25 protein-coding genes, 2 tRNA genes and 2 pseudogenes are annotated in these 17,646 nt (G+C 59.4%); 16 read left to right on the top strand and 13 right to left on the bottom strand.

What is annotated here, in order from left to right:
- The first annotated feature begins 1 nt into the window (after nt 1).
- A complete protein-coding gene (modC, locus tag ABFA30_RS00260; RefSeq protein WP_368815909.1) occupies nt 2-1,093 on the top strand; it encodes a molybdenum ABC transporter ATP-binding protein in 1,092 nt (363 codons plus the stop codon).
- A gap of 449 nt (nt 1,094-1,542) precedes the next feature.
- Complete coding sequence (gene csrA, locus ABFA30_RS00255; RefSeq protein ID WP_043211735.1) at nt 1,543-1,740, top strand: carbon storage regulator CsrA; 198 nt, start codon at nt 1,543-1,545, stop codon at nt 1,738-1,740.
- Nucleotides 1,741-1,809: 69 nt separating this feature from the next.
- Here csrA and ABFA30_RS00250 read toward each other — a convergent pair whose 3' ends face one another.
- The 4 genes from ABFA30_RS00250 to ABFA30_RS00235 form a co-directional block, all read right to left on the bottom strand.
- Nucleotides 1,810-2,169 (bottom strand): response regulator, encoded by a 360-nt coding sequence (locus ABFA30_RS00250; RefSeq protein ID WP_225790747.1) that lies wholly within the window; start codon nt 2,167-2,169, stop codon nt 1,810-1,812.
- Nucleotides 2,170-2,181: 12 nt separating this feature from the next.
- Nucleotides 2,182-3,627, bottom strand: a complete 1,446-nt coding sequence (locus tag ABFA30_RS00245; RefSeq protein WP_253081185.1) for an ATPase domain-containing protein — start codon at nt 3,625-3,627, stop codon at nt 2,182-2,184.
- A 5-nt stretch (nt 3,628-3,632) separates the two neighbouring features.
- Nucleotides 3,633-4,793, bottom strand: coding sequence for a two-component system sensor histidine kinase NtrB (locus ABFA30_RS00240; protein WP_225790749.1), 1,161 nt, complete (start codon nt 4,791-4,793; stop codon nt 3,633-3,635).
- Nucleotides 4,794-4,933: 140 nt separating this feature from the next.
- On the bottom strand, nt 4,934-5,218 hold the full coding sequence (locus tag ABFA30_RS00235) for a hypothetical protein (protein WP_225790777.1): 285 nt from the start codon (nt 5,216-5,218) through the stop codon (nt 4,934-4,936).
- 200 nt (nt 5,219-5,418) lie between these two features.
- On the opposite strand from ABFA30_RS00235, the gene ABFA30_RS00230 reads away from it, so the two are divergent.
- A tRNA-Leu gene (locus tag ABFA30_RS00230) sits at nt 5,419-5,503 on the top strand.
- A gap of 100 nt (nt 5,504-5,603) precedes the next feature.
- Nucleotides 5,604-6,017 (top strand): DoxX family protein, encoded by a 414-nt coding sequence (locus tag ABFA30_RS00225; RefSeq protein ID WP_368815908.1) that lies wholly within the window; start codon nt 5,604-5,606, stop codon nt 6,015-6,017.
- 61 nt (nt 6,018-6,078) lie between these two features.
- Here ABFA30_RS00225 and ABFA30_RS00220 read toward each other — a convergent pair whose 3' ends face one another.
- A complete protein-coding gene (locus ABFA30_RS00220) occupies nt 6,079-6,270 on the bottom strand; it encodes a hypothetical protein (RefSeq protein ID WP_253081183.1) in 192 nt (63 codons plus the stop codon).
- Nucleotides 6,271-6,610: 340 nt separating this feature from the next.
- On the opposite strand from ABFA30_RS00220, the gene ABFA30_RS00215 reads away from it, so the two are divergent.
- A complete protein-coding gene (locus ABFA30_RS00215) occupies nt 6,611-7,372 on the top strand; it encodes a hypothetical protein (RefSeq protein WP_410045031.1) in 762 nt (253 codons plus the stop codon).
- A gap of 310 nt (nt 7,373-7,682) precedes the next feature.
- On the opposite strand, the gene ABFA30_RS00210 is transcribed toward ABFA30_RS00215, so the two are convergent.
- Nucleotides 7,683-8,111 carry a hypothetical protein gene (locus ABFA30_RS00210; RefSeq protein WP_410045030.1) on the bottom strand — a complete coding sequence of 143 codons (429 nt, stop codon included), beginning with the start codon at nt 8,109-8,111 and terminating at the stop codon, nt 7,683-7,685.
- Between the two features lie 329 nt (nt 8,112-8,440).
- On the opposite strand from ABFA30_RS00210, the gene ABFA30_RS00205 reads away from it, so the two are divergent.
- Both ABFA30_RS00205 and ABFA30_RS00200 read left to right on the top strand, forming a co-directional pair.
- Complete coding sequence (locus tag ABFA30_RS00205) at nt 8,441-8,815, top strand: hypothetical protein (protein WP_410046071.1); 375 nt, start codon at nt 8,441-8,443, stop codon at nt 8,813-8,815.
- Nucleotides 8,745-8,918: pseudogene (locus tag ABFA30_RS00200) on the top strand (DUF2303 family protein); the annotation flags it as partial. The gene ABFA30_RS00205 and the pseudogene ABFA30_RS00200, both read left to right, overlap by 71 nt.
- Nucleotides 8,919-8,978: 60 nt before the next feature.
- Here the strand turns inward: ABFA30_RS00200 and ABFA30_RS00195 are convergent.
- Together ABFA30_RS00195 and ABFA30_RS00190 are read right to left on the bottom strand one after the other, a co-directional pair.
- A complete protein-coding gene (locus ABFA30_RS00195) occupies nt 8,979-9,434 on the bottom strand; it encodes a hypothetical protein (protein WP_410045029.1) in 456 nt (151 codons plus the stop codon).
- Nucleotides 9,434-9,721, bottom strand: coding sequence for a hypothetical protein (locus tag ABFA30_RS00190; protein WP_410045028.1), 288 nt, complete (start codon nt 9,719-9,721; stop codon nt 9,434-9,436). Before ABFA30_RS00190 ends, ABFA30_RS00195 begins: the two co-directional genes overlap by 1 nt.
- Before the next feature lie 155 nt (nt 9,722-9,876).
- Between ABFA30_RS00190 and ABFA30_RS00185 the strand changes: the two genes are divergently transcribed.
- A complete protein-coding gene (locus ABFA30_RS00185; protein ID WP_410045027.1) occupies nt 9,877-10,800 on the top strand; it encodes a DNA cytosine methyltransferase in 924 nt (307 codons plus the stop codon).
- Between the two features lie 14 nt (nt 10,801-10,814).
- On the opposite strand, the gene ABFA30_RS00180 is transcribed toward ABFA30_RS00185, so the two are convergent.
- Together ABFA30_RS00180 and ABFA30_RS00175 are read right to left on the bottom strand one after the other, a co-directional pair.
- Nucleotides 10,815-11,456: a hypothetical protein gene (locus ABFA30_RS00180; protein WP_410045026.1), complete on the bottom strand. Its 642-nt coding sequence runs from the start codon at nt 11,454-11,456 to the stop codon at nt 10,815-10,817.
- 30 nt (nt 11,457-11,486) lie between these two features.
- On the bottom strand, nt 11,487-12,296 hold the full coding sequence (locus ABFA30_RS00175) for a hypothetical protein (RefSeq protein ID WP_410045025.1): 810 nt from the start codon (nt 12,294-12,296) through the stop codon (nt 11,487-11,489).
- A 27-nt stretch (nt 12,297-12,323) separates the two neighbouring features.
- Between ABFA30_RS00175 and ABFA30_RS00170 the strand changes: the two are divergent.
- Nucleotides 12,324-12,665 (top strand): annotated as a pseudogene (locus ABFA30_RS00170) (DNA cytosine methyltransferase); the annotation flags it as partial.
- An 11-nt stretch (nt 12,666-12,676) separates the two neighbouring features.
- On the opposite strand, the gene ABFA30_RS00165 reads toward ABFA30_RS00170, so the two are convergent.
- Nucleotides 12,677-13,336, bottom strand: a complete 660-nt coding sequence (locus ABFA30_RS00165; protein WP_410045024.1) for a DUF2971 domain-containing protein — start codon at nt 13,334-13,336, stop codon at nt 12,677-12,679.
- Nucleotides 13,337-13,408: 72 nt separating this feature from the next.
- Between ABFA30_RS00165 and ABFA30_RS00160 the strand changes: the two genes are divergently transcribed.
- The 7 genes from ABFA30_RS00160 to ABFA30_RS00130 are packed head-to-tail and all read left to right on the top strand — an operon-like array spanning nt 13,409 to nt 16,308.
- Entirely contained in the window at nt 13,409-14,155 is a 747-nt protein-coding gene (locus ABFA30_RS00160) for a hypothetical protein (RefSeq protein WP_410045023.1), read from the top strand.
- A complete protein-coding gene (locus ABFA30_RS00155) occupies nt 14,148-14,435 on the top strand; it encodes a hypothetical protein (RefSeq protein WP_410045022.1) in 288 nt (95 codons plus the stop codon). Before ABFA30_RS00160 ends, ABFA30_RS00155 begins: the two co-directional genes overlap by 8 nt.
- A complete protein-coding gene (locus tag ABFA30_RS00150) occupies nt 14,425-14,748 on the top strand; it encodes a hypothetical protein (protein WP_410045021.1) in 324 nt (107 codons plus the stop codon). The genes ABFA30_RS00155 and ABFA30_RS00150 overlap by 11 nt, the downstream gene beginning before the upstream one ends.
- Before the next feature lie 46 nt (nt 14,749-14,794).
- Nucleotides 14,795-15,274 carry a class I SAM-dependent methyltransferase gene (locus tag ABFA30_RS00145; RefSeq protein ID WP_253080871.1) on the top strand — a complete coding sequence of 160 codons (480 nt, stop codon included), beginning with the start codon at nt 14,795-14,797 and terminating at the stop codon, nt 15,272-15,274.
- A gap of 58 nt (nt 15,275-15,332) precedes the next feature.
- Nucleotides 15,333-15,755: a hypothetical protein gene (locus tag ABFA30_RS00140; protein ID WP_410045020.1), complete on the top strand. Its 423-nt coding sequence runs from the start codon at nt 15,333-15,335 to the stop codon at nt 15,753-15,755.
- Nucleotides 15,756-15,792: 37 nt separating this feature from the next.
- Nucleotides 15,793-16,035, top strand: a complete 243-nt coding sequence (locus ABFA30_RS00135; RefSeq protein WP_253168210.1) for a hypothetical protein — start codon at nt 15,793-15,795, stop codon at nt 16,033-16,035.
- A 27-nt stretch (nt 16,036-16,062) separates the two neighbouring features.
- Nucleotides 16,063-16,308, top strand: a complete 246-nt coding sequence (locus tag ABFA30_RS00130; RefSeq protein WP_253168208.1) for a helix-turn-helix transcriptional regulator — start codon at nt 16,063-16,065, stop codon at nt 16,306-16,308.
- On the opposite strand, the gene ABFA30_RS00125 is transcribed toward ABFA30_RS00130, so the two are convergent.
- A complete protein-coding gene (locus ABFA30_RS00125) occupies nt 16,305-17,282 on the bottom strand; it encodes a tyrosine-type recombinase/integrase (protein WP_253168207.1) in 978 nt (325 codons plus the stop codon). The genes ABFA30_RS00130 and ABFA30_RS00125 overlap by 4 nt on opposite strands.
- 139 nt (nt 17,283-17,421) lie before the next feature.
- Nucleotides 17,422-17,495, bottom strand: a tRNA-Cys gene (locus ABFA30_RS00120).
- Nucleotides 17,496-17,646: the final 151 nt, after the last annotated feature.

The raw sequence follows: 17,646 nt of genomic DNA, 5'->3' as shown, positions 1-17,646 counted from the left end.
CATGCCTTCATCGATACTGGCGCGCCTGAAGCTGGCGCGCGGCGATTTCACCCTGGATGTCGACCTGCACCTGCCTGGCCGCGGGATCAGTGCGCTGTTCGGCCATTCGGGCTCGGGCAAGACCTCCTGCCTGCGCTGCCTGGCCGGGCTGGAGCGTGCCGCCAGCGCCTACATCGAAGTCAACGGCGAGGTCTGGGAAGACAGCGCCTGCGGCTATTTCCTGGCACCACACAAGCGCCCGGTGGGCTATGTGTTCCAGGAGGCCAGCCTGTTCCCGCACCTGTCGGTGCGTGGCAACCTGACCTTCGGCTGGCGGCGGATCGCGCCCCATGAACGCAAGGTCAGCCTGGAGCAGGCCTGCGAGCTGCTGGGGATCGGCCACTTGCTCGAGCGCAGGCCGGCCACCCTCTCCGGGGGCGAGGCGCAGCGGGTCGGTATTGCCCGGGCGCTGCTCAGCAGCCCTCGGCTGCTGCTGATGGACGAACCCCTGGCCGCCCTCGATGCTCCCCGCAAACGCGAGATCCTGCCTTACCTGGAGCGCCTGCACGACGAACTGGACATCCCCCTGGTGTACGTCAGCCATGCCCAGGACGAGGTCGCCCGCCTGGCCGACCACCTGGTACTGCTGGAACAGGGCCAGGCCACGGCCAGCGGGCCGATCGGCCAGACCCTGGCCCGCCTCGACCTGCCCCTGGCCCAAGGCGAGGATGCCGGCGTGGTGCTCGAAGGCGTGGTCGTCGGCCATGACCCGCACTACGAACTGTTCGACCTGCGCCTGCCGGGCAACGACGGTCCTGTGCTGCGCATCGCCCATCCTGCCCAGGTGGTGGGCAGTACCCTCAGGCTCAAGGTGCAGGCCCGCGACGTCAGCCTGGCACTTACCGCCGACGGCGCCTCGAGCATCCTCAACCGGCTGCCGGTACGGGTCCGTGAATGCCGCCCGGCAGACAACCCGGCCCATGTCATGGTGAGCCTGGACGCCGCCGGCAATGCCCTGCTTGCACGTATCACCCGCTACTCGGCGGACCAGCTCGGCCTGCACCCGGGCCAGGCACTGTGGGCGCAGATCAAGTCGGTGGCGCTGTTGGGCTGAGCATCGACCGAACGCGCGTTATCCATTGTTTCAGCCACTGGCCGATGGACCCCGCCGATGCCCGACGGCCCACTGCTCGCGAACCAGCACGCTGTCGACGATACCCATCCCGGCCTGAAGATGCTCATGGGCAGCGCCACAATAGCGCTCGATCGCTGCATTTTCTGCAGGCGCTGGACATATAAACGATCATTGAGCCCGACTATTTACGCTATCAAGCAGAGAAATTTCCCATATGGACGCAAGCACCCTATCCTTGCCACCGAGCACCTTCGCCGATTGACTGCCTCGAGCCTTGGTCGGCGCCTGCGACTAAAGACAGGCAACAGAATTTGTCTGCAGGGGAATTACTCTGCGCCGAAAGCGTCTTTAATGAGAAGGAAGAGGGACAAGCTCCCACCGCCACGGCACCTGGCCGTGCGGATTTCATCATCACCAAGGAGAACTACATGCTGATACTCACCCGCAAGGTTGGCGAAAGCATCGTCATCGACGATGACATCAAAGTCACCATTCTGGGAGTCAAAGGGATGCAAGTGAGGATCGGCATCGATGCGCCAAAGGATGTCCAGGTCCATCGCGAAGAGATCTTCAAGCGCATCCAGGCCGGCAATCCGGCACCGGAGAAAAACGACGACCAGCACTGACCTTCCTTAAAGTCTCGAGCCGCACGGATGCGCTTGACCGACGCCCCACCCGCCCCGGCGGGCCACCTTTCAGGTGCCCAGCAGTTCGCGCACCTTGGCGATCATCCTGTCCATGTCGAAGGGCTTGTCGAATACCGCGGCGAACAGCTCCGGGCAGATGCGGCCCTGGCTGGCTTGCGCGCCGCTCATGAGGATCACCGGCAAGTCCGGCAACTGCAACTCCTCGCGAATCGCCCTGACCAGCTCCTCGCCATTGAGCACCGGCATCATGTAGTCGGTGATCACCAGCTCCACCCGCTTGTCCTTGAGCGCGTCCAGTGCCTTGCGGCCGTTGCTGGCCTTCTCGACGAGAAACCCCTCATCCTCCAGGGCGAACCCGAGGATGTCGGCTATCAGGTACTCGTCGTCGACGATCAGGATGGTGTTCATCGCGCTATCCCATCAGTCGCCCCCTTGGGGCACCGCCGTGCCGGAAAGCACGCCGCTGGCGCCCTCGAAGGCCTTGCGCAGGGTGATGCCCTGCGGGCCCAGGCACAGCTCGTGCAGGGCCGGATCATGGTGGCTGTCGCGCACCTTGAGGATGGAGACCATGCGCCTGAGTTGCGAATCCAGCTCGACGAAGCGCATCAACAGCAGGTTGTCGACGATGCTCGACAGGTCCGGCGCCGGGGCCGTGATTTCCGAGCCGAAGATATCGCGCATTTCCCACGTCAACAGGACGCTGACATCGCGGGCGCGCAACTCGCCGGTCAATGCCCGGAAGAACGCATTGAGCCGCGCCGGATCGACCGCCAGCCGGCTGAAGGCGCCCAGGCTGTCGATCACCACGCGCTGGGCCCCCAGCGCCTGGACCCGTTCGAGCAAGCGGGCACCGACCTGGTCCAGCAGCCCTTCGGTGGTCGGCTGCCAGCACAGCTCGAGGTCGCCCTGGCGCTCCAGCATGGCAATGTCATGGCCCAGCGCAGTGGCCTTCAGGCGCAGCCGCGCCGGGGTTTCGTAGAAGCCGAAGTGCAAGCCGCGCGCCTCGTGGCTGGAGGCGGCGAGAAAGGCCAGCCCCAAGGAGGTCTTGCCGATGCCCGAAGGCCCCATGACCAGGCTGACCGAACCCTTGCCCACGCCACCGCCGAGCATCTCGTCCAGGGCCGTGATGCCAGTGGTGACCCGGCTGAAGGTTTCCGACCCCATCTGGCTCGGGTGGCTGTACAAGGCCTCCAGGCGCGGGTAGACCTGCAAGCCGGCCTCGCTGATCAGACACTCGTGCAGGCCTGACAACGCGCCACTGCCACGCGTCTTGCGCAGCTGGATCTGGCGCACGGCGCGGCTGCCCACCAGGTGCTCGCCCAGCTCGATCACCCCATCGACCATGGTGTGCTCCGGGCTGCCCTCCTGCACCCGTGCACTGGTCAGCAACAGCACCGTGCACCCGGCGAACGCCGCATGCCCCTGCAGCTCGGAAACGAACTTCTTGGTGTCGAGGCTGGTTTCGGCCCGTACCCTTGCATTGAGCAGGCCGTCGACGATGAGCAGGCTGGCCTGCTGCCGGGCGATCTCCTGGCGCAACAGCCTGACCACGGCATCGAGCCCTTCCTGCTCCAGGGTGTCGAAGGCACTGACGAACTGGATCGGGTCGCCGACCAGCGCCGGATCGAAGAACGCCAGGGTCGACAGGTACTGGAACAACCGCTCGTGAGACTCGCTGAGCAAGGTCGCCACCAGCACCCGCCCACCGTCCCGCACATGGCCGCAGGCCAGCTGGTTGGCCAGGATGGTCTTGCCTGCTCCCGGCGGGCCTTGGACGATATAGGAGGCGCCCGCCACCAGCCCCCCCTTGAGCAGGGTATCGAGCCCTTCGATTCCCGTCGCCAGCCGCTTGAGTGGTTCTGCCATGTTGTCTACTCGTTGTGATCGGGGTCGGGGGCGCCTGGGCAAGCCGGCAGGTAGAGGCTCATGCTCGTCCCCTCGCCCACCTGGCTGGCCACGCAGATGGCGCCATTGCTCTGCCTGGCGAAACCATAGGCCTGGCTGAGCCCCAGGCCGGTACCCTTGCCGAACGCCTTGGTGGTGAAGAACGGCTCGAAGATGCGCGGCAACACCTCTGGCGCTATGCCCTGGCCGGTGTCGTGCACATCGAAACGCACGAAACGCCCTTGCAATCCTTCCACCTCGCCCGCCAGCTCCACACAGCCCACCTCCAGGCGGATACGCCCCTGGCCTTCGATGGCATCGCGGGCATTGAACAGCAGGTTGAGCAGGACCATCTGCAACTGCCCGGCATCCACTTCGATCAGCGGCAGGTCCGGCTCCACCCGATCCTCCAGTTCGATGTCACTGGCCAGGGCATGCTCCAGAAGACCACGGGTGGAGTCGATCAGTTCAGCCGGAGCGATGCGCGTGACGCTCATTTGCCGGTTGCGGGCGAAGGTCAGCAGTTGCCGGGTCAGCTGGGTGCCGCGCTGGCCGGCATCGAGGATGTGCTGGAGCAGGCGCTGCACCCGTTGCGAATCCTGGCTGCCCAGGGCCAGGCGGGCGGAACTGAGGATGATGGTCAGCAGGTTGTTGAAGTCGTGGGCCAGCCCGCCGGTCAACTGGCCCAGGGCCTCGAGCTTCTGCGCCTGGAACAACTGGACGCGGATGGCATCGAGTTGCAGCATCGATTCGCGGCGGTCGGTGATGTCGCGGGTGACCTTGGCCAGGCCGATGATCCGCCCAGCCTCGTCGCGAATCACATCCAGCGCAGCCAGGGCCCAGAACTGCGTGCCATCCTTGCGTACCCGCCAGCCTTCATCCTGGGCCATCCCCTGCTCCAGGGCCTGGCGCAGCAAATATTCGGGACGCCCGTCGGCACGATCCTGGGGCGTGAAGAACAATGAGAAATGCTGGCCGATCACTTCATCGGCACGGTAGCCCTTGATCCGCTCGGCACCGGCATTCCAGGACACCACGGTACCTGTGGGATCGATCATGTAGATGGCGTAGTCCAACACCGACTGGACCAGCCGTTCGTAGAGGTTGGTGGGGATTTCCGGCTGGTTGGGGCGGTCGGCTGAAACCATGCAAGCTCCACGGGCACCGCAGGGGACATATTGATTGAGCGTAGTGTATGGGTACCGATACAGGATAGACAGCTGCGCGCAGGCCTGATCATGCGGCAAGCCCATTGCAGGCTCACCGCCCGGTTTGCATGAGACGCTCGTCAGCTTTCCCGCTCGACCACCTGAGGGCTGAGCCGCCGCGGCAGCGCCACCTTCAGCAGCCACAGGCAAACCAGCATGATCGCGCCCCCTCCCCCGAGGGCCATCAGCCGTTGCGCCTCCGGGCGCGGCTCGTCGAAGCCCAGCATCAGCAGGTAACCGCCCAAGGCCATCAGGCTCAGATAGAGGAAAATCGCCAACAGATAGACCTGGAGGAACAACAAGCGCCAGAACAGCTTCGGCCGGACGATACGCGCAGGGGTGGAGGACGGCGTGGCCGAAGGCATGATTGCGTACCCATTGGATCCAATGACGTAACAGTGGCCCAGTGACAGCAAGGTGTCAACGGACATATCCAATCCCTGCCCATATCCGCCTGGAAGACGCGGTGTGGTTGACTCGGCTATAACGATGGGTTATAAAGCGCGCTTGATTGCCAGGCCCTTCTGCCCTGAAGCGCGCCGGTCGCCACGACCCTTTCAAGCGTGCGAGTGTGGTGGAATTGGTATACACAGCAGACTTAAAATCTGTCGGCGTCAGCCTTGCGGGTTCGAGTCCCGCCACTCGCACCATCTTCTTTCGAAAGGCGCCCTCGCGGCGCCTTTCTTCCATCCGGCGCAAATCGAAGCGGCTGCTAAAGTGGAACATGTCCCCGTCCACTGGAACCTCGCCATGCGCTACTCCTTGTTCGAAGGTCAACGCGACCTGATCATCCTGATCGCCCGCGTCCTGCTGATGATCCTGTTCATCATGTCCGGCTGGAGCAAGCTCACCGGCTTCGAAGGCACGGTCGGCTACATGACGTCGCTGGGCGCCCCCGTCCCGATGCTGGCAGCGGCGATCGCCGTGATCATGGAGTTCGCCGTCGGCATCCTGCTGATCCTGGGCTTCTATACCCGCCCGCTGGCGTTTCTGTTCGCGCTGTTCGTGGTGGGCACGGCGCTGCTCGGCCACCCCTTCTGGAACATGGTCGACCCCGAGCGCAGCGCCAACATGACCCAGTTCTTCAAGAACCTGAGTATCGTTGGCGGCCTGCTGTTGCTGGCCCTGACCGGCGCCGGACGCTTCTCGCTCGATCGCCGTTGACGCCTGGCCGGACGCGCCTCGCGGTGAGGCTACCTGCAAAGAGGCCTGCGTATCGCAGGCCTCAATTGTCGTCGACCTCGTCGTGCCAGGCCGGGTGGTCCTCATCGTCGAAATCATCCAGCAGCGCTTCGTCTTCCTCGGCTTCATCCAAGGCACCTTGGGCATCGGCCTCCGGGTCGAAGTCGTCGTAGAGGAATTCATGATCGAGCAGATGATCGTGCTCGGGTTCGGGAAGGTCGTCTTCGTCGTGCATGCCTGGCTCCTGAGGTTAGCGCCCGCCTGTATAGGGCGATCCGAGCGCCAGGTCAATCGCTCGTGCTTAACGCTGGCTTAACCCCCTGCCAGCTAGCCTGGATGCTCTCCCTTCAAACGTCCTTGCCCGCCCCATGGCGGGCTCTTTTTTGCGCCCTATCGCATCAGCCGTGGACAAGCCCATCATTGCGGCATTTCGACAGACTCTGGACATGCTCTTCACGAATTTCTGACATCATCCCGAGCACAATGCACAGGCTTCGTACGTTCTTTCAACCCGCCTCTGATGGCGGGTTTTCTTTGCCTGCCAGAAAGATCGCCTTTTTAAGCCAGAAAATGTGATGCGTCTCACATTTTCTGGCGTTGCCTTAAACTTTTTCGTGTTCCTCTCGTCTGTTACGCAGGACCGCTACTTCGCCGCAATGGCACTCCGACAGCATTTGAACCTGCTGCGCGGGCGCGTATCCTGTGGCGCTGAATCCTTTTTTTACCTCACAAGGACGGACCCCATGAGGCCTCTATTTTTTTTGGCCGCTTCGGCAAGCCTGCTCCTCATCCACCCTGCCTGGGCAGATTCCAGCCAGGCCGGACGCGTTTGGGCACAGGAACCGAGCTCATTTCTCGGCGTCGATTTGCAAGGTGATTTCCTGCAGCAAGTCGCAGAATGCCCAACCGACGAAACCCGCCCCACCGAGCCCTGCCGGGTAGCGACCGCCGACCCGAACCGCTTTGAGATCCATGGCCTCCCCTACCTGCCCATATCGCCAGGCTACAACCTGATCGCCACCCTGTCGGGCGGGCAGGTGCGCGAGCTGGTCTTCAGCGGCAATGCCAATAGTCTCTACTTGGTCACGGACATGCTGACCGAACGCTTTGGTGAACCTGCCGAGCAGAAGAGCCAGTGGATCAAGATGAAGTCCGGGGCCTCCTATCTGACGGAGGTGATGAACTGGAAAGGAGACAAGGTGGCGATCAGCTTCCAGCGGCAGGAAAACGACTTGGGCAAATATGCCGTGACCTTTTCTACCCTTCCTACGGAACTGGCCACCAGCACTGAGGCGCCAGCGGCTGATGTCGTTGAGGCGGATGTTTCTAAGCTTTGAAGTACAGCGTATACCTCGCTGCCGGACCCTTGGCGGGAATACCCGCCCAAGGCCCGGCAGGTGATCAAACGTTCGCCCCACTGAAAGTGCGGCCAGCATGATCAAGGCAATTTCTATGGCATAGACCAAGCCTGAGCAGATTTTCCAATCAACACTCCTCCCAACCGAGCAGCACACCCCTTCATTATTGAAGGCTGCTTCGCACCCAGCAAACAGAGAGCATTGTGCGCAAAGCCGAAGAGGCCAAGATTGATCCATTTGACCTATCTTCTTGGCAGATGCAAAACACTGCGCGGGCCGGAGCCATCTGTCACCGCTCTTGGGGAGACCAGTTGAACTTGTAGTTGAGGGGCGGGAGCTCGTAATGCTCGGCTAGGTACAGCCCAAGCATTTCTCCCTCCTTCGCGTATGCCGCCGCTTTGTCGATAGTGGGATACCAGCTCACCCATAGCGTATCCAGAGGGAACATTTTTTCGAACGAAGCAAAGTTGAACCGCCAACCCGCCATGTGCCCAGTAGCGCCTTTCGTTCCTGCACATCGGACAAAGGCAGCAAGCCGACGTCTCAAGTTGTCCGACTCACCAACCGTAAGGATCCCATTGTCGTCGACTCCAACAGCGCGTGCGATTGCGCGATCCGCACAGACGATATAGACACCAGGTAATGCCGGCGCATCGCGATAGTGATCCACCAGTTTTAGCCAATCGTACTCCCAGCCATTCCAGTTCTTGACCTTCATTCCCTGCCTCCACAAATAGAGGCAAAAAGATATCACGACTCCGCGAACCAAATGCAAAAAGCCCAGCGCTGGGCTGGGCTGGGCTGGGCGTTGAGTGTGGCAAAGCAGTAAGCGCAGACAGATTAGCTGTCTCCACTCCTATTTGTTACGGACAAAGGCGCGGTATTGCTAGCATCCATTGCCAAGTGCATAATGGACCTCGTTTGTTGCTGTTGAAGAAGCCGGGCTGCCACCCGGTTTTTTTATGTCCGCAGTTCGGGCGTTATGGGTGTCCGGTGCATCCGTGGTAGCTTTTTGCTTCCACACAACAAGGTCCAAGGAGACCGGACATGAAACTTCCCCGGATCAATTACCGGGCAGAGTGGGAGAAGCTGGTTTCTCGCTTTGCAGACGAGCTCAGGGACAAGCCAGACCTGAGCTGGCCGGGAGCGAATCGATATCAGGCGGAGCACCAAGCGCTTGGTCACTACAAGCTTCTGTGCTTTGCAGAAAAAATCGCCAAAGAACCGCTGGCACTCTGGGGGCACCTGACTACGGAGCAGGCGCTCCAGCTTTACCTGATCAACAAACATCACTGGAGCCCCGATCAAGTGTCTGACCTGAGGGAAGTGGATTACCTGTATCTACTTTGGGATGATCCGCTTGTGCGTCTCCGTCATCACCGGCGGCTCTCAACCGGTGCTGAAACTGCGCTGGATTGGTGAAGAAGCCCAGCGCGAGGCCATTGCTCAAGAGTTCAAGGCTGTTCTCAACGACAAGGTTGGTACCGCCGCGAAGCTATCCCTAGGCACCTTCGACGCCAAGTAACCAATCAGGCGCCCCCTCTAGGGAGGGGGCGTCACAGCTGACCTTCATGAACTTTTTGGTTCAAGAGAAATCGCGATAGTGGGTAAAATTCTCCGTTTCGAGGCCCTTTTCAAGCGCAGCCAAGTGCAGGTCAAGATCTACGGTAAGAATAACTCCGGATCCTGCTGGAAGCTCTAGAATTCCGGCGTCAGTAAGACCTAACTGCATAAAATGTGTTGATTCAGCCACTTGTATTGAAACGGGGCGGTGCTCCATGGACTTTGAAATAAGCTCGCCCAGAACCCGCCGGAGATTTTGCTTGTGTGGTGGCGAGGTTTGCCAAAGCAAATTGCTTGCCTCTGCAAGCACAGCAGTTGTAACAACGATGTCAGCCCCGTCGATTAGAACAATCAAATCTTCAAAGTCTCGCAACGAATAATCTTGCAAATTCTTATGCTGAGATATGTAGTTAGGCTCATACAACCCAACCACAAGCAAGATAAGAAGATTAGTGTCCAGCACTATTTTTCGGGACATTATTTTTCAAGCAGCCGATCTTTTACCGAAATTAGTTCGCCAGTTTCCTTGTCGATAAACGCTACTTTATAGGCCCTTTGCGTAGACAGGAGGGCCCCTATGCCACCGGCCAGCGCGTTACCTGCCCGTCTCGGGGCGGCTCTTTCAAAGCCTACAGTAATTAAAAAATTGCCTTCGCTATCCCGAGCTACTTCTTCTAGCAATACGCTTGACAGCTTTTGCTCAGAAAAAAGCTCAACAACGTTGTCAATTGCAATCTGGACAGCTTCTTTGATTTTAAGGGTCATTTCATTTGGCTCGCGTCGAATAGATAGCAAGCCTGAGACTACCAGAATTTTGTCCTAACGCGGCCAATCCTCATCAATGCTGCACCCCGCTCCGTCTCACTCAGCTTTCGCTGCGCCCCAACGAGGGCAGCGCGCCTACACGTAAGGAATGCAACGTGACCACAGCAATTGACCTTTTCGTCGGCCTCGGCGGATGGAACATCGGCGCGCGCGTCGCAGGCGTCCATGTTCTCTGGGCGGCAAACCACTGGCCCGTGGCCGTTGAATGGCACAGCGCCAACCACCCCGACACGCAGCACGTCTGCCAGGACTTGCACCAGGCACGCTGGGAGCAAGTACCAGCACACGACATCCTACTCGCATCGCCCTGCTGCCAAGGACACGCCAAGGCCCGCAGCAAGAAGTCGGGCAACCCTGAGCATGATGCTTCGCGCTCTACGGCCTGGGCACCGGTGTCAGCCCTTGAGTTCCACCGGCCACAAGCGGCGGTGATCGAGAACGTGCCAAAGTTCACCGACTGGGTGCTCTACCCGGCATGGCTGCAAGCGGTCCAGGCGCTGGGGTATCAGGCCGCTCCGCATATCGTCGACTGCACCGACCTCGGAGTGCCGCAGCACAGGGTGCGACTGTTCATCGTGCTGACCCGCAGCAAAGCGCCGCTGATGCTGCAGCTGCCACAGGAACGGCATGTGCCGGCAGCGAGCTTCCTCGACTTCGACGCCGGTCGGTGGTCGCAGATCGAGAAGCCAGGCCGGGCCCAGGCCACGCTCGACCGAGCGCGAAACGGGCGCCAGCGCTTCGGCGACCGGTTCATCATGCCCTACTACGGCAATGGCTCCGGCAACACCGGCTGCGACATAAACCGACCGATCGGCACCATCACCACCCTGGACCGCTGGGCCTTGGTCGACGGCGACCGCATGCGAATGCTCAGCGCCAGCGAGGCCTTGGCCGCCATGTCGTTCCCGGCTGATACCCTGCGGCCTGAAAACCACCGGCTGACCATGCACATGGCTGGCAATGCGTTTCCGCCGCTGGCTGGGCAGCGGGTGATAGAAGCGGTACTCCAAGCCGCGTAAGCTCTCAATCGAACTCACTTCGCAAAAGCTTCCAGGTCATCCAACTCCTCCACCCACTTATTCAAAGTTTCTGTATTTCTCTGAAGCTGACTTACTACATCTGGGTTTGCATACCCCAGCAACTGGTAGTGGTCATGCTGATTCCCGGCGAATTCACCAAAATTGGCGACCTCCCGCAGCCTGACTACGAAATGAACCATTTGAATATTCAAGTCAACAACCGAGATTTCTCGTAACATTGCCGCAGCTTGTATAGCTTCGTGAGATTCGGCCTTGGCATCTGCCAGCGGACTATATATACCTTTTTGAGAGCCAAGCAGTTTGAGTGCACTGAGAAGTCGCTTTTGTACACGCAAAACATGCTCGACTAAAGCTCTCGTCGCTTGGATTCCCTCCAAGCGAACAAGTTCTTCCTTTTCCTTCAGCTGTCGAGACTGGCTGAAATTTTGAAACGCAGGAACAGTGATAGCGACAATTACTGCCAACAGACCACCGATTGCTTGGGCCCAACCTGAACTATCTGGAGGGAGCCACCCATGTTTAACCCAATAGGAAACTGAGCCAACTAAAACCCAGCTCGCTGCACTGAGAAACAGCAATGCCCAAAGGGAAAAAATTGTATACCCGATCAGCTTCGAGTGGATTTTCCGTTCCATACCGTTAGCTCATATTTAAATGCGGCAACATTAACCCATCTCTGGCATTCGCTCTACCCCATCTAAGCGCTCACCCAACTCAAAGTTCTCATTCACCCCCTCTGCGAGTGCGTCGACTTCCATCAGATCGAGGTCAGCGTCCTGATAGCCGGCCTTCTTGGCCACATAGCAGAACGGCGCGACAAGGTCGCGCACAGGCCGCTTCTCTGTCCATTGACCGTTTTCCCGGGTTGGCAGGATTCGAGTGCCTACGACAGATACCCGGTTTTCCGACTGGGCGCCCAGTCGCCCCCCACCCGCCACGGCAATCGATATCGTGGTGACGCCCGGGTACGAAGCTGGGCTTGGCAACCGCGAACGAAGCCCGTACCACTGGATCATGTCTTGAACGTTTGTTTCGGTCGATTTCGCCCCGATGCGCCGCATCCTGATTTCAGGTCGCATTGGGTATGCCAGATCAAGTTTGCGAGTAAACGCGATCTGATCGAGCGTGGCACGGGTGATCGTTTCGCGATAAGACGACCAGGCACCCGCTGTCGCCATGTCACGCCACTGAACTTCATACGTGACGGACCAGCTGTTGACCCGTCCCTTCTTGTCCACGCTGGCCAGGCCTTGCGGGCACATCACATCGAATTCGAACGAAGTCGCCAGTTCGCCAACCGGGCAGCCGGCGTAGGCGCCAGCCCAGTCCCCCTCGAGAGTGGAACTATCCAGCTGCAGGGATGCTGAGTTGCTCTCGATGTAGTCGAATCCTGGCCAATCCGGATCGACGTCTCCAGCGTCGGTTATCCGCTCCAGCGCGATTTGTGCGGTGTTTGCCGCGGTGAGGGCGATCACGAACAGGCCCAGCTTGAGCGTGACAATGCAGCAGCCTACAAGTGCGCAGCCTTCATGCGCAGGTACCTGCCGCAGCACTTCACCGAGCACGCCGACGTTGTGATGGTCGGCGATTACGTGATGGTTGACATTACCCTGCGCATGCTCAAGCCGCACGAGCTGAAGCGCGCCCAAGGGTTCCGGGCCGACTACATCATCGACCGCGGGCTGTTCCTTGATGAGGAAACCGGCCAGCTGTACTGGAAGCCAATCTCCGGCGCTGACCAGGTGAAGCTGCTGGGCAACAGCGTCTGCAAAGACGAAGCTCGGGCACTGGTCGCCGCGAACGCATCCGACCTCATACAGCTTTACCGGCGCCTCGCTGCCTGATAGGAAAACACTCACAGCCAAAGATTATCGTCGCGATTCCTCACGATCTTGTACTGTTTAAATGCGGTCCTTACCTTGAAAATTTCAACCTCGGGGTAATCATTTCTGAGCACTGCCGCGAGCTTCGATCTTTTGAGCGACGAGTTACAACCGACAATGACCTGTCGAAGCGACCCAATCTCAGAGAACGGCATGAAATACAACCCATCAATACTCTGCGACTTCTCTAGTAAGAAAATCTGCCTTACCTCTTTCTCATAAGACCACTCTGAGTGCTTTATCCTGAGTTGCCGCAGCATGAAATCGTATTTCTGCTCCTTTGATTTAGAGAGGTAGGATTCCGGATCAAAAATCATTCGCCCGTTGCGGTATTCAACAGTATGGAGTGACGAATCGTCGATTTCGAAAGCTAAACATATTCCCTTGTGCCTATCTCCGTAGTGACCCCACTGCACAGGGCTGGCATATGTTTTGCTGAAACAGAGCATTCCATATAGGTCCGCTATACGACTTTTGAAGAAACGAAGGCTTTTTCTGGTTTCTGGATCTTCAGATGACAAGCACATCATTTCAAATGGATCATTGAGATCCATTACGGTCGCAACTTTTAACCTCGACCTTTCTATATTTTGCAACCCATATTGCTCATTGCAGAAGTGATAAACCATCATGGCATTGACTCACTAGTCAGCTCTTCCAATGAAACATACCCAGCGAGCTCAATATACCCGCGAGACATTCACATGCCCATAGAAAACCGATCCAGCAACACCGACATGATCAGCGTGCCCCGCGAGCTAGCTGAGAGCGCAGCCAAGTGGCTTGAAATCCACTTCGAGGGGCCGAGCGCAGAGCGAAGTGTGGCAGACGAGCTGCGCAAGGCCCTGGCCCAGCCAGCCGAGCAGCACCATGGCGAACCCGTTGCCTACGCCGTATTCGCCGACAACGGCAATATCCGCATCTGGTCAACAAACTGTGAAGCCGTAGGCATCAAGGTAATGCAGGAAGAAGGTAAGCATGCCGTACCGCTGTTTACCCACGCTACCCCTGGCGAGGTTGAGCGGCTGCGCGCCGAGAACATCAGGCTGATTGAGGATCGCGCCCGCTTCCCTGATCGTCCGGACGATATTGGGAGGATGATTACCTGCCATATCGGCAACCTGAAGAACCAGACGAAATCGGCGGAAGACTATGCAAGGAAATGGCGCTGGGAACTGGAGGCTTCTGATCGCAAGCTTGCCGAGCTGAGCGCGCTTTGCTGGGGCTTGATCGGCAGCAGTGGGAAGAAACGGGCGCAGTATCTCGAAAAACTGCAAGACACCATATCCGCCAGCGCAGAGCCGAGCGCGCCGGTTGAACACGATGAGCGGGCGGCGTTTGAAAGGCATGTGATCCTGACGACTGGACGCCCGATTGATTCAGAGCTTAAGCGCCATCCACCCCTCTATTCACTGCCGCGATATGGCGGCCAAGGACGAAGTCATGCCTGAAGAAAAGGCGGTAGCTGTGAGGCTCACCGATCGTCAGCAAGATGTTCTCGAAACACTGCGAGATATCGGCCGGGAAAACGCGGTCCGTTACCGCAGCAAGACGCCCCACCTCTACCAGCAGGACTGCGAGAAGCTTCTGAAAGGTGATGAGGCGTGCGTGTTTGGCCTTGGCGGCCTGCACTTCTCGCAAACGCCTCTGGCCTCTCTGTGCCGAGGGATAGTCAATGACCTGCTCGGCGATACCGTCAAGGTGCCGAAGGAGCTGATTGATGCCGACTGAGAAGAACAGCGTGGAAGCCCTGATGAAGGCCTGCCAGCGAGGCGTGACCGGCAAGGGGCCGGCGATCGAGGTGGCCAACAACCTGCTGGCTGAGTGCTACGGCGCCCTGGGCAAGCTGGTGGCCGAGAAAGAGTCTCTTCGCAAAGACGCCGAGCGGTATCGGTTCGTCAGTAAGCTGGCTTGGTACGTCGATGCCGCAGCTCACGTCTACAACGTCTGCAACGTCAACGCCCAGTGGAGCGACCAGCGCGGCCACCCTGACACTGACGACATCGAGTGCGCCATCGACGCGACCATGGAGGTCAAGCCATGATCCTGCCCCTGATGTACATGGCCTATATGATCTACAGGTGGCCGCGATGAGCGCGACAGCCAAGGTACTCGACCCCTGCAGCGCCAGCCGCATGATGTGGTTCGACAAGCAGGACCAGCGCGCCCTGTTCGGCGACATCCGTGACGAGGAACACCTGCTCTGCGATGGCCGGGTGCTGAAGGTGGAGCCTGACGTGCTGATGGACTTCCGCCAATTGCCTTTTGAGGACTCAACCTTCCGACTGGTCGTTTTTGATCCGCCACACCTGACCCGCGCCGGCGTGGATAGCTGGATGCGAGCCAAGTATGGAGTGCTCACCAGCGACTGGCGAGAGGACATCCGCCAAGGCTTTGCCGAATGCTTCCGCGTGCTGGAGCCCGAAGGAATCTTGATCTTCAAGTGGAACGAAACCCAGGTGCTGGTGAGTGAGTTGCTGGCCCTCACCCCCGAAAAGCCCCTGTTTGGCCACAAGTCCGGTAAGCGCGAAAAGACGCACTGGATCACCTTCATGAAGCGCCCAGCTTAACCCTTCCCCAACTACTCAAGCCCGCCGCATACATGCACGGGCATGGAGAGCTATTACCATGACGAAAGAAGAACTGGCCGCACGCCTGAATGGCTCCCAGTACCCGGTGCACCGCGCCATCACCTCCGACCTGCGCCAGGCAGCCAAGGCCGCAGGCCTAGTCATCGTGTATGGAGCAAGCGATGACTTGATGGAGTTCGATGGCGCGGTCTATGACGAAGTTGGATGCTACGACGGCGGCACTGTGCGGGTTGATGCCAGGGGCGTACTTCCATATCGCGACTGCCTGGAGACAGACGAGGAAATCGTTCAGTACACCGCACGCAAGCAGACTGCCCGAGCCATCGAAGCCCTGTGGTGCAAGGAGGATGGCTACTCCTGGACCTACAAGACCGACATTCCGCACGCCACTTTCGAAGTGGTTGAAGACTGCGAGCCTTACTGCCGCGGCATCGTATTTGCCCTGGCTGACCTAGCTTGACCACCAACCTGCCGCCACCGGCGGCGTGGAGACCTGCATGACCACCCCATTCAAGGCCTACACCCTAGGCGATGACTTCGCCGTCAGGGAGGTCATCATCGTGCGAAAAGGCCTGTTCTGCGTAGACAGCAAAGGCGTAAAGCACCCGAGGCCGAAGCTGTTCACCAGCGCCAAGGCTGCACAGGACAAAGCCAGGAAGTGGCTCGCTGACCGTGAGGCGCAGTTGGCCAAAGAGAACGAGCTGCATGAGCAGCGCAAAAAGATAGTCGCATCCTACTGATGCCGCCGGGTGCGGCAGGAGCCCTACATGGAACAAGAGATCATCCACATCCCCGAACTGGCCAAGTTGCTTGGTCGGTCAGAATCCGCCATCCGCAGCGCCCGGCAGGTCGGCGCACCCTGGCTGCCGCCATTCTTCAAGCAGGGCGCCCGGATCTGCTGGAGGGTCAGCACGGTTCGCCAGTTTTTGCAGGAGTGCGAGAGGGGGATGCACACGCCGGCGAAGCCCGGCCGGAAGCGCCAGGCGCCGCCGACGCTGGCCAGCGTGCGCTAGCCGAGCTTGTCAGCCAGGGTATCGGGGCACAGATGCGTATAGCGCTTGAGCATGCTCAAGGACTTGTGCCCCGTGATTGCGCTGACCTCCATCATCGACAGGCCTTTTTCGAACAGCCTCGACGTGCCTTCGTGTCGAAGGTCATGGAAGTGCAGGTCTTCGACATTGGCAGCCCGGCACGCCCGGGTGAAGTACTGGCTGACCGAGTGCGGCACCAGAGAAAACACCTTGCCATCCAAGCGCGCTGGAAGAGACTCGAGCAGGTTTCGAGCCCGGACGGACAGCGGCACCAGTCGGCGGGAGCCGTTCTTGGTGTCTTCCAGGATCACGTGCTTCGCCTTGACGTTCTCACGACGAAGAGTCAGCAGTTCGCTACGGCGCATCGCCGTCTCGACCGCAATACCGATGATCGCCGGCATCTCAGCGTGGATATCACCAGCCGCCTTAATCACATCCTTCAGTTCCTGGGCAGTCGGCCGCCGATCACGCGACTTCGCCCCTTTCGGCATCCTCAGCCGAGCCACCGGGTTGCTCAGCCCCTCAATACCCCAGTCCTTGATGGCCACTGTAAAAAGGTGGCTGATCACCGCTAGGTCGAGCTTGACCGTAGCGGCGGACTTCCCTTCCTTGAGCTCATCATCCCTATATGCAGCCATGTCGCTGGAGCGGATTGCGGCCAGGCCTTTCTTCGCTAGCCTGTGCCTCTTCCACTTGGCGATGCGGGTCATTTCCTGCTTGGCGCCCTTCTTGGCCGAGGTCACTTCGCGAGAGTAACGGTCAAGCGCCTCCTCCAGGGTGGTGCTCTCCGCCTCGCGCATGTCCACGAACCTGGCGCGCGACATGTCGCCCTCGATCTCAGCCGCCCAGCGCTGGGCCTCGGCCTTGGTATCGAAGGTCGCGGAGAGGGTCGGATATCCTTTTCGGCGGATCTTGGTCCGCCATGCCCCGTTGGGGCGCTGCTCGATAGTGGCCATGCACCGGATTTTGCCGGGGACACGTGGGACATGCAATTTCTTCCAGTGTCCCAGAATTGTCCCAAATGGCCGGGGCCAGCAAAATCCGCAGGCATGAAAAAAGCCCCGCAACCTCAATGGCTGCGGGGCTTTCGAATGGTGGAGGCCGAGGTCGGAATCGAACCGGCGTAGACGGATTTGCAATCCGGAGCATAACCACTTTGCTACTCGGCCTCAAAGTTCGGATCTAGCTGCTCACGCTTCGCTATCTCCTTGAAACATCAGGACTTTTTCAAGTCAGCTGCGTTTCGATGGACGCCATTATGTCTGCATTCGCAGAACCTTGCAACCCCCTTGTCAGAAAAAATCTTCAAGGGGTTCAAGG

It is taken from the genome of Pseudomonas sp. HLMP (assembly GCF_046365545.1).
Lineage (GTDB): Bacteria > Pseudomonadota > Gammaproteobacteria > Pseudomonadales > Pseudomonadaceae > Aquipseudomonas > Aquipseudomonas guariconensis_B.
The sequence above is the reverse complement of the archived record's forward strand: the minus strand, read 5'-3'. Positions and strand labels throughout refer to the sequence as shown.

Bases quoted from the DNA above. Each gene is read 5' to 3' on its own strand.
- modC (WP_368815909.1), top strand. From the start codon at position 2: ATGCCTTCATCGATACTGGCGCGCCTGAAGCTGGCGCGCGGCGATTTC.
- csrA (WP_043211735.1), top strand. From the start codon at position 1,543: ATGCTGATACTCACCCGCAAGGTTGGCGAAAGCATCGTCATCGACGAT.
- ABFA30_RS00250 (WP_225790747.1), bottom strand. From the start codon at position 2,169: ATGAACACCATCCTGATCGTCGACGACGAGTACCTGATAGCCGACATC.
- ABFA30_RS00245 (WP_253081185.1), bottom strand. From the start codon at position 3,627: ATGGCAGAACCACTCAAGCGGCTGGCGACGGGAATCGAAGGGCTCGAT.
- ABFA30_RS00240 (WP_225790749.1), bottom strand. From the start codon at position 4,793: ATGGTTTCAGCCGACCGCCCCAACCAGCCGGAAATCCCCACCAACCTC.
- ABFA30_RS00235 (WP_225790777.1), bottom strand. From the start codon at position 5,218: ATGCCTTCGGCCACGCCGTCCTCCACCCCTGCGCGTATCGTCCGGCCG.
- ABFA30_RS00225 (WP_368815908.1), top strand. From the start codon at position 5,604: ATGCGCTACTCCTTGTTCGAAGGTCAACGCGACCTGATCATCCTGATC.
- ABFA30_RS00220 (WP_253081183.1), bottom strand. From the start codon at position 6,270: ATGCACGACGAAGACGACCTTCCCGAACCCGAGCACGATCATCTGCTC.
- ABFA30_RS00215 (WP_410045031.1), top strand. From the start codon at position 6,611: ATGCGTCTCACATTTTCTGGCGTTGCCTTAAACTTTTTCGTGTTCCTC.
- ABFA30_RS00210 (WP_410045030.1), bottom strand. From the start codon at position 8,111: ATGAAGGTCAAGAACTGGAATGGCTGGGAGTACGATTGGCTAAAACTG.
- ABFA30_RS00205 (WP_410046071.1), top strand. From the start codon at position 8,441: ATGAAACTTCCCCGGATCAATTACCGGGCAGAGTGGGAGAAGCTGGTT.
- ABFA30_RS00195 (WP_410045029.1), bottom strand. From the start codon at position 9,434: ATGTCCCGAAAAATAGTGCTGGACACTAATCTTCTTATCTTGCTTGTG.
- ABFA30_RS00190 (WP_410045028.1), bottom strand. From the start codon at position 9,721: ATGACCCTTAAAATCAAAGAAGCTGTCCAGATTGCAATTGACAACGTT.
- ABFA30_RS00180 (WP_410045026.1), bottom strand. From the start codon at position 11,456: ATGGAACGGAAAATCCACTCGAAGCTGATCGGGTATACAATTTTTTCC.
- ABFA30_RS00165 (WP_410045024.1), bottom strand. From the start codon at position 13,336: ATGATGGTTTATCACTTCTGCAATGAGCAATATGGGTTGCAAAATATA.
- ABFA30_RS00160 (WP_410045023.1), top strand. From the start codon at position 13,409: ATGCCCATAGAAAACCGATCCAGCAACACCGACATGATCAGCGTGCCC.
- ABFA30_RS00155 (WP_410045022.1), top strand. From the start codon at position 14,148: ATGCCTGAAGAAAAGGCGGTAGCTGTGAGGCTCACCGATCGTCAGCAA.
- ABFA30_RS00150 (WP_410045021.1), top strand. From the start codon at position 14,425: ATGCCGACTGAGAAGAACAGCGTGGAAGCCCTGATGAAGGCCTGCCAG.
- ABFA30_RS00145 (WP_253080871.1), top strand. From the start codon at position 14,795: ATGAGCGCGACAGCCAAGGTACTCGACCCCTGCAGCGCCAGCCGCATG.
- ABFA30_RS00140 (WP_410045020.1), top strand. From the start codon at position 15,333: ATGACGAAAGAAGAACTGGCCGCACGCCTGAATGGCTCCCAGTACCCG.
- ABFA30_RS00135 (WP_253168210.1), top strand. From the start codon at position 15,793: ATGACCACCCCATTCAAGGCCTACACCCTAGGCGATGACTTCGCCGTC.
- ABFA30_RS00130 (WP_253168208.1), top strand. From the start codon at position 16,063: ATGGAACAAGAGATCATCCACATCCCCGAACTGGCCAAGTTGCTTGGT.
- ABFA30_RS00125 (WP_253168207.1), bottom strand. From the start codon at position 17,282: ATGGCCACTATCGAGCAGCGCCCCAACGGGGCATGGCGGACCAAGATC.